Annotated in this window: 10 protein-coding genes; 6 read left to right on the top strand and 4 right to left on the bottom strand. The window is 55.4% G+C overall.

Annotated elements, in window-relative coordinates; genetic code table 11:
- Nucleotides 1-611: 611 nt before the first annotated feature.
- Nucleotides 612-887, bottom strand: a complete 276-nt coding sequence (locus CKO42_RS24750; protein WP_200251252.1) for a hypothetical protein — start codon at nt 885-887, stop codon at nt 612-614.
- Between the two features lie 353 nt (nt 888-1,240).
- Between CKO42_RS24750 and CKO42_RS24745 the strand changes: the two genes are divergently transcribed.
- The 3 genes from CKO42_RS24745 to CKO42_RS24735 all read left to right on the top strand — a co-directional run bounded on the left by CKO42_RS24745 (nt 1,241) and on the right by CKO42_RS24735 (nt 5,524).
- The gene (locus CKO42_RS24745) at nt 1,241-1,573 is read left to right on the top strand and encodes a plasmid mobilization relaxosome protein MobC (RefSeq protein ID WP_200251250.1); all 333 of its coding nucleotides are present in this window, start codon (nt 1,241-1,243) and stop codon (nt 1,571-1,573) included.
- 16 nt (nt 1,574-1,589) lie between these two features.
- Entirely contained in the window at nt 1,590-2,549 is a 960-nt protein-coding gene (locus CKO42_RS24740) for a relaxase/mobilization nuclease domain-containing protein (RefSeq protein WP_200251245.1), read from the top strand.
- A gap of 1,757 nt (nt 2,550-4,306) precedes the next feature.
- Nucleotides 4,307-5,524 carry an integron integrase gene (locus CKO42_RS24735; protein ID WP_200251241.1) on the top strand — a complete coding sequence of 406 codons (1,218 nt, stop codon included), beginning with the start codon at nt 4,307-4,309 and terminating at the stop codon, nt 5,522-5,524.
- Here CKO42_RS24735 and CKO42_RS24730 read toward each other — a convergent pair.
- On the bottom strand, nt 5,521-6,660 hold the full coding sequence (locus CKO42_RS24730; protein ID WP_242479679.1) for an ATP-binding protein: 1,140 nt from the start codon (nt 6,658-6,660) through the stop codon (nt 5,521-5,523). The genes CKO42_RS24735 and CKO42_RS24730 overlap by 4 nt on opposite strands.
- A 377-nt stretch (nt 6,661-7,037) precedes the next feature.
- Here CKO42_RS24730 and iscB point away from each other — a divergent pair, with 377 nt between their 5' ends.
- From iscB to CKO42_RS24715, 3 genes are all read left to right on the top strand, one after another.
- Nucleotides 7,038-8,396, top strand: coding sequence for an RNA-guided endonuclease IscB (iscB, locus tag CKO42_RS24725; protein ID WP_200251234.1), 1,359 nt, complete (start codon nt 7,038-7,040; stop codon nt 8,394-8,396).
- A 146-nt stretch (nt 8,397-8,542) separates the two neighbouring features.
- Entirely contained in the window at nt 8,543-9,193 is a 651-nt protein-coding gene (gene parA / locus CKO42_RS24720; RefSeq protein ID WP_200251224.1) for a ParA family partition ATPase, read from the top strand.
- A 71-nt stretch (nt 9,194-9,264) separates the two neighbouring features.
- A complete protein-coding gene (locus CKO42_RS24715; RefSeq protein WP_200251221.1) occupies nt 9,265-9,513 on the top strand; it encodes a ribbon-helix-helix domain-containing protein in 249 nt (82 codons plus the stop codon).
- Nucleotides 9,514-9,554: 41 nt separating this feature from the next.
- Here the strand turns inward: CKO42_RS24715 and CKO42_RS24710 are convergent, their stop codons facing one another.
- Nucleotides 9,555-10,421, bottom strand: a complete 867-nt coding sequence (locus tag CKO42_RS24710; RefSeq protein ID WP_200251219.1) for a RepB family plasmid replication initiator protein — start codon at nt 10,419-10,421, stop codon at nt 9,555-9,557.
- A gap of 440 nt (nt 10,422-10,861) precedes the next feature.
- Nucleotides 10,862-11,740, bottom strand: coding sequence for a replication initiation protein (locus CKO42_RS24705; protein WP_200251202.1), 879 nt, complete (start codon nt 11,738-11,740; stop codon nt 10,862-10,864).
- Nucleotides 11,741-11,810: the final 70 nt, after the last annotated feature.

The raw sequence follows: 11,810 nt of genomic DNA, 5'->3' as shown, positions 1-11,810 counted from the left end.
GTAAGAGGCTTCAACGAGAGCATTACTTTTGCAGACTTGAAGGGGCGTATAAGTCATATTTATGTGAGATTATAAATTTCTCACATAATACCCCAAATCCCTACCTCTTTTGACCCCAAATCCCTCCCACAATGACCCCAAATCCCTCCCACAATGACCCCAAATCCCTCCTCTTTTCGTCTGGATTCCCTTTATTATTCAGTTACCTGCAAGCCCCTAAAAGGGGAAAAGGATTAAATATTACAGAAAACGCCTGCGTACGCGCGCGCGCGCGAGCGTTGGGCTCGACACAAAAACAGCGCACAGAGGGGTGGTTTGCAGGGAAGGGATGTAGATGAAAAGTGCTTGGGTAGGCGACCTCATCGCGCTGCGCGCGCTTCGCCCGCCCACCCAAGCCACGTGATAGACGTTGCACCTAACGCTATCAACAAAGACAACCTCTCCGCAGGCTGAGAACCCCCTACTAGCTGTTTTCAGCTTTAGAGGGGATGGTGGAGGGTTAAGCAGCCACTAGCACACGCCTAGAGGGCCGTAGAGGCCGCAGAGGAGACTTGTCAGGGGTAAGCCTAAGGAGGGGCGGCAAAACGTCTCCTAGCGTCTATTTTTCTTTCCTACCGCCCTTCCTCCCGATCCCGCTTCAGCCGCGCCCGATGCAGCGTGCTGCGGAAGGTCGTCATTGGCATCTCAATGCCACATTCGCGCAAGGTCTCCAGGACCTGCGCATAGCTCGCCCCGGCCTCCAATGCCCGTTCGATCTTCGGCAGTAAGCGGCGGATCTGTGTCGCCAACGGCGGTGTCGCGAGCTTGGTTGCCAACCGATCCAACGCCGCCTCTGCTGCCTCAAGCGAGGTGGTCTCTTCGGCTGGAACCGCGTTGTTGTCGGGCATGGGGCCTCTCTGTCGACAAACTGTCGCTAGAGCGTAGAAAAAAGAGGTTTAGAAGAAGACTAAACGCAAAAAAAGAGGATGACAAGACAAACTTAAAGTAATAAAATGCAAACTAAATGTAGAAAAATAAGAGATAATTCTAAATTTATAGAATATTTTAGTTGCAAAAACAAAACTCTTAGAAGCTTATCGAAACTCCGAAGGGTAGGAGATGAAGGCAGGATAGGCAAAGTGTCTGACACCTTGCCGCAAGCACCCACCCCGCACCCCGTTCTCGAACACTCTGCAACCGTCTCAAACCGCACGACCAGTCCGATCACGACGCTCAGACCTGCGCCACCCCAGGAGTCCCCATGGCCAGCCCCAGAATCTGCCTCCGCATTCCAGAGCGACTCCGCCGACTCATCAACGCCCGTCGCGGCAGCACCACCCTTTCGTCATGGCTACGCGATGCGGCAAGCCACCGCGTCACGACCGAGAGCGGGCTTGGCCGTGAGCTGATCACCTCGCTCGCTGAGTACAACAAGCAGGTGCGCGGGCTTGGGATCAACCTCAACCAGCTTGCCCACGCCGCCAACGAGGGCCGGCCCGTCGCGGTGAACCGCACACTGCTCGTCAACATCCAGGGTCTGCTTCGCGAGACCCGCACACTGCTGGTTGAGATTAAGCAGAAATTGCCGGAGTGATCAGGCAGGGCAGGGGATGAGCAGCAGCGCCAACAGCGTATTTGACGACGCTTGGTTTGTGCTTGCACGTAAGGGGCGCGCTCGAGCCCCTGGTGCTGCCCCTGATCGTTTGGCGCCGTCGAGTCTGCGCAGCGCGCTCCTCAATGCGGTTCGACGCAAGCCCCAGGTCATGGTCAAGATCACCAGCTTCGCGCGTTCCAAGGAGGGTCTCGCCGCTCATCTGGACTACATCTCGCGGAATGGCGAGAACGAGGTTTTCGATCCGAGTGGCGATGCCTTCGACACCATCGGCAGCCAACTCGGTCTTGCGGCCCGTGACGCCCTCCAACACTACGGGCGCGAACTGGCGACGGGGCCGATCGAGGGGGAGAGCACAGGCAAGAAGAAGACGGGCCGACCGCGCCAGCGCGTCAGCATGAACCTCATGCTCTCCATGCCCGCGGGCACCGACACCGGCGCCTTCGAGTTGGCGGTCCGAGACTTCTTGAACGACCAGTTCCAGGCCCACGATCGACTGTTCACCTTCCACGACGACCGCGACCACTACCACGCCCATGTGGTCATCGGGCTGCAGGGCACGGACGGTCGCTGGCTGAACCCGCGCAAGCACGACCTCTTGGCCTGGCGTGAGCGCTTCGCCGCCAGCCTCGAGCGCCACGGCATCCCTGCCGAGGCCCTGCCTGCCTATAGCCGCGGCAAAGGCAAGGACGGTTATCGCCGCGATCTCCACGAGCTAAGCCGTCGTGGTACCCGCGAAGGCCCCATTCCCTCACCGAGCTACGAGGCGGAAACCGAAGCACGCGCGATCCGTCGACGCGCTGAAGCCTGGACCCGCATCGCCGATCACTATGCAGCCCATCAGGATCACGAGGCGGCGAATGCGATTCGCGATTACGTCGCCGACCATTACGATGTTCGACCCGAATTGAATCCTAAGCCGAGTACTCGAGCCAAATCTCAAAACCGCGAGCGCTGATCGACTGCTCTACTCAAGGTAGAGGATGTTCTAGAAACCGTGTCTTTGGCGATTGTAACCAATCATCCTAAGGGTCGATGAAAACGATCCCAATTTCAACGACTGATAGGCATAAAAAATGACGCAGGATGTGCTGGGGGTCTGTAAAACCGTTATCACGCGCCATTTTTTAAATCGAGACGGCGACGCTGGACAAACGTCAGACAGTGCTCCGGTGATCTCGCGCACCAAAACCATTAATCAGTCGCTTAGCGAAACCTGGACAAGGATCGTTCGCCAATAATCCGCCTAACCTCGCCTTGAAGTCTTCTGGCTGCTGGCGATTCTTTCGTTTCTCGACTTTACAGAGTGGGCGTTATGCGCACTCGCTACGGTGACTAGATCTGGACAACGGTTGTCTTGGTCTCTCAGAGAAAAAGAAATTGCCTAAAATAGCCGCCTACTGATTATGGATCAGGTTTCATTATTACATTTTAATGCCTAGAAAAAGGCTTTTTGGGGTATTAGATTAAATGGGTTAGATTGCAGCGATCTACCTCAATAGGCATTACAAACGACTAGATAAGGGATCCAATGACAAAATCTTTACCAGATGGTCTTTCGGGAAATGAGCCGCACTACCAATTATGGTGAATTGTAGTGCTAAGAGTGTGTTGAAATCATCAAGCTTTCATCTAACTTAAAAACGCTTATTGCCGATTTTTAAAAGTGACTACGAGCAATTAAAAAAACTCCTTTTGATCGAAATGCATCGCACAACATCCTGCTCGCTAGCAAGGCAACCCCGAAGGGCGCTGATGAGCTGCGCGTGCATGAGCGACGTAGTTTTATATCTGATAGCGGACAGGAACGAAAGCCTGTAGCACTGGCGCTGACAGCAAATCGGCCATGACCTGTGTTGAGTCATCCTGAGCTGAAAAGGAAAGGCGGATCGTGAGTTCTTTCAGGCCAGACTACGACACCTGGGAAGCCACATCTCTTTTAGGGCGTGGAGGATGCCAAGTCTCTATCGCGATTTCCTATTAATCGCTTCGGCAATGTGAAATAGCACAGACTCTCTGTCTGTAAAAACGAACTCATGACAATATCTTCGCGTAGGCAACGCCAGGCTCCCATGAGGTCATACAGACTAGCTTTCTCATAACTGGAAGATTAAGTGGAAGATTAATTGGAAAAATCACATTTATTGGTTACCGCTAAAGCGAAAAAAAATTTTGCTTATCACGAAAGGGGAGGGGGTTTTTTGTGCGAGAAAAGAAGCGATGAAATTAGAAAATGACTATGATTTTGAGTCTTTAAAATAGATTAAAAATAGCTCGCTAGATCCGTCAGGGTTACATCTTAAATAACAAATAATCTTTGTAAAAAATGTTATCAATGATTTTTGCTGTTATTTTTTAAATATATTTTTTTTAATTTTTTATTTTTTAAATATAAAAATTTCTAGATTAATTAAATATATTTTTTAACTTGATAACTCTGTCGCATTGTTCTCTAAAAATCTATAAAATTTTTGTGACCTGTGTTGCGTTTTTAGTAAAAAAGTTTAGAATTTTTGCAGTCTAGCATCAAATATCTTCCCTGGTATGCCCTCAAGCAACGACCAAAAGACCCTCCAGTCAGGGCAAAGTGAACATAAAAAAAACAGATATCTCAATATCCTAAAGAGTGTTGGGATACCTGAGAAAGATCACCCAAGGTATGTCTCTGAAGTCGAGACGTTCTTGCGTGTCTTGAGACCTTCCAGGCTTCAAGACTTGCCGACTAAGGATGTGGAGGCTTACTTGGAGGAACTGTGTACGCGCACAGATCTCTCCGACGAGCAGGTTCGCTTGTCGATCGGGGCGCTGCGTTTGTTGCTTCTGCAACTCACTCCGACGCCTGCTGGTCGTGAAATCGAGTGGGCTGCTTGGTTAGAGAGGCGCCACTCTGCAATCCCTGAGCAAACCGAAGATATTGCCAATCTTCGAGAGCGTGAGATGGTGATGGGATCACCTCGTATCGCCAAAGCAACACTCACGTTTCCTGTCCTCAAAGACCTCTCTGAGGCAATCCAGGAACGACACTATTCAATACGGACTGAACAAGCCTATTTAGACTGGTGTCATCGCTTCCTTGTGTTCTGTGACAAACGTGAAACAGAAGAGATTGAAGAACATGATCTCGAGCGATTTATAGAACATCTTGAAGTTGAGTGTGGTTTGGCACCTAAGACGCGCAGTGCGGCTTATAATGCGATTGCATTCTTTTTCCAGAACGTTCTGGATAAGCCTATCGAGAAGTTGAGCGCAAAAAAACCAAGGGCATCGTCAAAAGTTCCGATGGTGTTATCGCGGAACGAGGTGCGAGCGTTATTGAAGGAAATGACAGGTGTGCCAGGGTTAATGGCGAGACTCCTGTATGGAACCGGTATGCAGTTGATGGAGTGTGTGCGTTTACGCTTGATTGATGTGGATCTGGAGAAAAAGCAGATTACTGTTCGCAACAGAAAAGGTGAGAAGGATCGAGAAATACCGCTGCCAGAACGACTTTGCGACCCCCTCAGTGCACAAGTTGAAGGGGTGGCAAGGCAGCACCAGGAGGATCGGGCGAGCGGTATTGGTGCTGTGACGCTACCTGTCGCAATTGCAAAGGAATGGCCAGATGCTGCTTACGAATTAGGTTGGCAGTATCTCTTCCCGAGTGGACGTCTCTCACGAGATGCGTTCTCCGGACATGTTGGACGAACGCATCTCCATCCTGCGACATTGCAAAGAACACTTAGGGTTGCAGGTGAGAGTGCTGGGATTGATACGCGGATTAGTGCCCAGGCGTTGCGGCATGCATTTGCTTCACATGTTTTGGAAAGCGGTACGGATATCCGCTTGCTGCAGGCCTTACTAGGACATAACGATGTTGCAACGACAATGCGCTATACGCGGATCATGAACGGGCAAAAGAATATGCCTGTGAGTAGTCCTTTAGATACGATCTAAGAAGGCTGGAGGCTTTTCAGCTCTTGTGCCAGTTCACGCAGTCCGACAGCTTCAGTCCGCTCTGCTTTCGGGTAGCGCTCTGTGCCGCCATACAAGATGAATGCCTTGCTGGGTTGGATGTCGTCGAGCGCAATGGCAAAGCCTTTTTCGTTCCTGGGAACGCTACCGCTTTTGATCTCGATGGCCCAGGTGCCGTGTTTCGCGCCCATCTCCAGAACAAGATCGATCTCGGCACCGCGCGCAGTACGGTAGAAGCTCGAGCGTGTGCGCCACGGGGCGACTGCCAGAAGACTCTCTATGACCATCCCCTCCCAGCTCGCGCCGACGACAGGGTGGCCGAGTAGATCATCTAGCGTTTCGATGTTTAGAAGGGCGTTCACCAAGCCGCTGTCGCGCACATAAATCTTTGGAGATTTGACGAGGCGCTTACCGACATTGGCATGGAAGGGCGGCAGACGTCGGATGAGAAGCAGGTCGGTCAGTAAGCCGATATAGTTTGCGACCGATTGGCCGGACAGGCTGAGATTTCTGCCCAGCTGCGACGCGTTCAGCAAACCACCCTGGTTGTGCGCCAACATGGTCCAAAGCCGCTCGATTGTCTCCACTGGAAGACGCGGTCCGAACATCGGGACATCGCGCTCGAGGTAGGTGCGGATAAAATTCTGACGCCAGCGCAGACTGTCCTCGTCGTTCTCCGCTAAGTAGCTACGCGGGAAGCCACCGCGCACCCACAGATGCCGGATCGCGTCTTGCTCCTCCTCAATCTCGAGCGCGTTAAAGGGGCCGAGATCGACATACTCGATGCGTCCAGCCAAGGTCTCGGACTGACGCATGAGATCCATGCTGGCAGATCCCAAAAGCAGGAAGCGCCCTTGCCCTCTTCCGTCTCTTCGTCCTTGATCGATGATCCCGCGTAGCGAGGAAAACAGCTCGGGTAGCCTGTGGATCTCATCGAGGACAACGAGTTCGTCACGATGGAGATTCAAGAATGTTACGGGATCAGACAGTTTCTCCCGGTCCGACAGTCGCTCTAAGTCGAGGTAGACCGAGGGGCGCTGAGCTGCGATCTCGAGGGCGAGGGTCGTCTTGCCCACTTGGCGCGGGCCGACCAGTGCGACGGCCGCTTCTCGGGCCATGGCCTTCTCGATCGCGGAGCGTACGTGGCGGGATATCATCGTTGTAAATCTACATGGTCACTTAAGATTTGCAACGATGGTCTGTGCAAACGCTAGCCGTCAACTACCCCGGCATGAATGCCGGAGCTTGAAAGAGCTGGGTTGACCAGCGGAAAGCGGTAGCCAACCCGCTACGTTTGCAATAGGTCGTTTAGACCCACTCCGGAGTGCTTCCTCAGCTCCGGACTCTGGAAGGTCGAGGGGAGGCGGCGAAAGGCAAAGCGTTCCGCCGAACTCGATCGCCACCGCAAGGTGGGAGCCGGTTGCAGACATTCCCGAGGGGAGCGCGCCGAAAGGCGCCGTCACCAGGCCCGTAAGGGCTTGATTGGAGAACAGACATGGCCGTTTTCGTGTTGGACAAGCAGAAGAAACCACTGATGCCGTGCACGGAGAAGCGCGCACGGTTGCTGTTGCAGCGTGGGCGCGCGGTGGTGGTGCGCCTGGCACCGTTCACCATTCGCCTGAAGGACCGCGTCGGCGGCGAGACCCAGCCGCTGCGCGTGAAGCTCGATCCGGGTAGCAAGACGACTGGCATCGCCCTGGTGCGCGAGACCGAGACTGTTGATCCTGAGACCGGCGAGGTGGAGCGCACGGCGCATGTGCTATGGCTCGGCGAGCTTGAGCATCGCGGGCAGGCGATCCACAAGGCACTCGAGAAACGGCGCAACTTCCGCCGGTCGAGGCGCTACCGCAAGACCCGTTTCCGGGCACCGCGGTTCCTGAACAGAACCCGGCGCGAAGGCTGGCTCGCGCCATCGCTACGGCACCGCGTCGATACCACGACAAGCTGGGTTGCCCGGCTGCGCCGCTTGGCGCCGATCACCGCGCTCAGCCAGGAGCGGGTCCGCTTCGATATGCAGCTCATGCAGAACCCAGAGATTTCCGGTGCGGAGTACCAGCAGGGCACGCTCGCAGGCTACGAGGTCAAGGAATACGTGCTCGAGAAATTTCATCGCACCTGCGCGTACTGCGGTGCCAAAGACGTGCCGCTGGAGATCGAGCACATCGTCCCGCGCTCCAAAGGCGGCTCGAATCGGCCCTCGAACCTGACCCTGGCCTGCCGGCCCTGCAACCGAAAGAAGGCCGACAAGCCCATCGAGGTCTTTCTGGCCCGCAAGCCCGCGGTGCTCAAGCGCAGCCAGGACCAAGCCAAAGCCCCGCTCAATCATGCTGCCGCGGTCAACACCACACGCGGGGCACTGTTCGCCGCGCTCAAGGCGACCGGCCTGCCGATCGAGACCGGCTCCGGCGGGCGCACCAAGTACAACCGCTCGCGCCTGGAGATCCCCAAGACCCATGCGCTCGATGCCGCCTGCGTCGGCCAGGTCGACCAGGTCGACCAGGTCCAGGGCTGGAATCGCCCGGTCTTGGCGATCCAAGCCACCGGGCGCGGCGCCTATTGCCGGACAAACGCGTTCGATAACGGTTTCCCACGCGGTTACTACACGCGCCAGAAGCGCGTGCGTGGCTTCCAGACCGGCGATTGGGTCCGGGCGGACGTGCCCAAGGGCAAGAAGGCCGGTGTCCATATCGGCCGGGTCCAGGTCCGAAAGACCGGCTCGTTCAACATCTGCCTTCCCGGCCATCGCGTGCAAGGCATCTCATACCGCTATTGCCAGGTGCTCCAACGCGCCGACGGCTATGGCTATGCCGTTCAACCCAAACCACAAACGGAGGTTGCGAGATGGGCGGCCTAACCGCGCTGCGCGCGGTGCGCTATCCCTCCCCGGCATGAATGCCGAGGCTTCTCGCGCAAGAAATGGTGAGCAGGTCGACTTGCCGGGCGTTAGTTGGCACATCAAAATGTTTGCATGTAGCTATGTCAACAAACTGAGATGACAGCATGCAAACATTCTCGATCATTTCGCAGAAGGGGGGCACAGGGAAGACCACCCTGGCGTTGAATCTCGCGGTGGCTGCGGAGGCGAGTGGGATTGCCTGCGTCATTATCGACCTCGATCCCCAAGCCAGTGCCAAGGAGTGGTCGAGGAGCCGTGAGCGAGATGCGCCCGTAGTGATCTCTGCGCATGCCTCGCAGCTGGATGAGGTCTTAGCCACGGCGAAGGACAACGGTGCGGCTCTGTGCATCATCGATACCGCGCCGCATTCGGAGCGCGATGCGCTTGCAGCGGCGCGAGCGGCCGATCTGATTCTGATCCCCTGCCGCCCGACCGTTCTGGACCTGCGGGCCATCAAGTCCACGAAGGATTTGGCCGATTTGGCGCGGGTTCCCGCGCTGGCGGTCATCAACGCTGCACCACCGCGTGGTCATCTTGCGGATGAGGCGGTTGAGGTCATCAAGAACTACGGCCTTGAGGTTGCCCCTCTGGTTCTCACGCAGCGGGCTGCGTTCGTGCATTCGCTGACCGTTGGAAAGACCGTCCTTGAGTATGAGCCAGGCAGCAAGGCGGCCGAGGAGGTGAGGGAACTATTTATGCTTGCATGCAAACATAGCAACATGCAATCAATTGAAAGCGAGGCAAGCGGAGCATGAAGAAGGGCAATCTCTCGGCAGCGTTGAGCCAATTCGATAAGCGTTCAGAGCGGGGCAGCCAGGAGGGAGCGATGCACAAGCCAGCACCTTCCCAGGAGCCAACCAAATCGACGCCCAGAGACGCTGAGCGCGATGACTCTACGCGTAGCCAGCTACCGCCGAGTCGTCGTGGCAAAAAGGCGCTGACGGGCTACTTTGAGCCGGAGGTCATGAAGCAACTGAAGGTGATGGCTGCGGCTGAGGAGACGACGATCCAAGCGTTGTTGACCGAGGCCTTGAACGATCTTTTTAAGAAGTACGGCAAGCCACATATTGCATGACAACATGTATTCATGACAGCATGCTGTCATGTTGACATTAATTAGGCCGTTTGTTGCGGCAGCTCTCGCCTGCCGGTCCGGATCTCGAACAACAGCCGCTGATCGGCCTCAGCCAGGCCCTCGTCTACACCTTTGTGCTGCTCGACGTAGGCTTTGGGTAGGCTGAGCTTCGGTGCGGCCCTCTCAGCGCGCTGAGAGGGCTTCGGCAGTGTTGGCTTGCTGTTGGGCTTCTCGCCGAAGCGAAAGACGATGTGCGTGACGCGTCGACCTGTCTTGCGCTGATCCCACGTCACCCAGAGTGGCGAGAGCTCGTTGACTTGAGCAACGGCTGGCTCGAGCACCCAGCGCTTGAGATCACGGATGTTGCTATAGCGGCCCTCGAGCTGGAGGGCGTCACGCAGCCAGTCGAGTTCGATGACCCGCTCGCCAGTTCCCCGCCACTGAACGAGCAGTTCATAAAGCCGTATCGCATACCCGCTCGTCATCTTGGCAACATCGGCTAAGGCGTAGCGGGTGAACTGCTCGGTGAGCTGGTTCAGGTAGGGGATGATGTCCGTTCCAAATCGAAGCGCTACGGTCCCCTCGTTGTCCTGATAGCTTACTGTTTGTACCCAGCGCGTGATCTCGACAGTGGGCTTGCCTTTCCCATTCGGGGCTTTGTAGAGCGTCACCCGACGCTCGAACAGACGTTCTGAGGCCGCTTTGAGGTTCTGATAGGCCGTGTCGAGCTTGGTGTCGGTCATCGCGGCGATCTGCTGCGCACTCACTGTGTAGAGCTGCTGATCGGTCAGTGGCTCATGACGATTCACCTGGGCGATGCACGCCAGCACGATTCGTTGCTCATAAACGCTAAGTCGGTACGACGCCTCGACTAGAGCGTTCGCTTTGTAGATCTGCGCTTCCTGCATCCTGGCACCTTTATGCGAGACTTTTTTTCTGCTCACATTTAACCATCAATCCCTCCTCTTTTGACCATCAATCCCTCCTCTTTTGACCATCAATCCCTCCTCTTTTGACCATCAATCCCTCCTCTTTTCGTCTGGATTATTTATTATTTTCAATAACTTATGAGGCTCTAAAAGTATTAAAATATATATAAAAGAAAAAACGCGTGCGCGCGCGCGTTGGGCTGAGCACGCAGGATAGACCTCAGCGGCATGATCTGAAGGGAGGGGAGTCTGAAGAAACTCTGCTTGGGTAGGCGACCTCATCGCGCTACGCGCGCTTCGCCCGCCCACCCAAGCCACGTGATAGGCGTTGCACCTAACGCTATCGCTAAAAGACAACCTCTCCGCAGGCTGAGAACCCCCTACTAGCTGTCTTCGGCTTAGGAAGCACTAGCGAGTTTTTAGACGGATTTACCAGGGGGCGGCTCTCGCCTACCGGTCCGGATCTCGAACAGCAGCCGCTGATCCGCCTCGACCAGTCCCTCATCTGCTCCTTTGTGCTGTTCGACGTAGGCTTTGGGTAGGCTGAGCTTCGGTGCGACCCTCTCAGCGCGCTGAGAGGGCTTCGGCAGTGTTGGCTTGCTGTTGGGCTTCTCGCCAAAGCTGAAGACGATGTGCGTGACGCGTCGACCCGTCTTGCGCTGATCCCACGTCACCCAGAGTGGCGAGAACTCGTTGACTTGAGCAACGGCTGGCTCGAGCACCCAGCGCTTGAGATCACGGATGTTGCTATAGCGGCCCTCGAGCTGGAGGGCGTCACGCAGCCAGTCGACCTCGATGACCCGCTCACCAGTTCCCCGCCACTGGATCAGCAGTTCGTAGAGCCGGATCGCGTAGGCGCTGGTCATCTTGGCGACATCCGCAAGCGCGTAGCGGGTGAACTGTTCGGTGAGCTCCGAAAGATACGGCAGCATGTCCTTTGTGAACCGCAGTTCTACGCGCCCCTCTTCCTCGATGTAGACGATCGTTTGAACCCAGCCAGTCACCATCACTCGTGGCTTGCGTCCGCGACCGTTTGGTTCTTCAAACAGGCGTACTTCCCGCCGCTTCAGTCTTTGAGCAGCCTTCGCAAGCTCTTCGTAGGTTGTTTTTGACCTTGTGCCTGTCAGTCCGGCGATCTCGGTTGCGCTGACGCTGTAGAGGACCTCGTCGGTGATCTGTTGATCACGCCTGATCTGCGAGATGCAGGCGAGGATGATGCGCTGCTCTGCTACGGAAAGACGGTAAGAGGCTTCAACGAGAGCATTACTTTTGCAGACTTGAAGGGGCGTATAAGTCATATTTATGTGAGATTATAAATTTCTCACATAATACCCCAAATCCCTACCTCTTTTGACCCCAAATCCCTCC

It is taken from the genome of Lamprobacter modestohalophilus (assembly GCF_016583905.1).
Lineage (GTDB): Bacteria > Pseudomonadota > Gammaproteobacteria > Chromatiales > Chromatiaceae > Lamprobacter > Lamprobacter modestohalophilus.
This window is presented reverse-complemented; position numbering and strand designations above follow the sequence as displayed.

Bases quoted from the DNA above. Each gene is read 5' to 3' on its own strand.
- CKO42_RS24740 (WP_200251245.1), top strand. From the start codon at position 1,590: ATGAGCAGCAGCGCCAACAGCGTATTTGACGACGCTTGGTTTGTGCTT.
- CKO42_RS24730 (WP_242479679.1), bottom strand. From the start codon at position 6,660: ATGGCCCGAGAAGCGGCCGTCGCACTGGTCGGCCCGCGCCAAGTGGGC.
- CKO42_RS24710 (WP_200251219.1), bottom strand. From the start codon at position 10,421: ATGCAGGAAGCGCAGATCTACAAAGCGAACGCTCTAGTCGAGGCGTCG.
- CKO42_RS24745 (WP_200251250.1), top strand. From the start codon at position 1,241: ATGGCCAGCCCCAGAATCTGCCTCCGCATTCCAGAGCGACTCCGCCGA.
- CKO42_RS24715 (WP_200251221.1), top strand. From the start codon at position 9,265: ATGCACAAGCCAGCACCTTCCCAGGAGCCAACCAAATCGACGCCCAGA.
- CKO42_RS24750 (WP_200251252.1), bottom strand. From the start codon at position 887: ATGCCCGACAACAACGCGGTTCCAGCCGAAGAGACCACCTCGCTTGAG.
- CKO42_RS24705 (WP_200251202.1), bottom strand. From the start codon at position 11,740: ATGACTTATACGCCCCTTCAAGTCTGCAAAAGTAATGCTCTCGTTGAA.
- parA (WP_200251224.1), top strand. From the start codon at position 8,543: ATGCAAACATTCTCGATCATTTCGCAGAAGGGGGGCACAGGGAAGACC.
- iscB (WP_200251234.1), top strand. From the start codon at position 7,038: ATGGCCGTTTTCGTGTTGGACAAGCAGAAGAAACCACTGATGCCGTGC.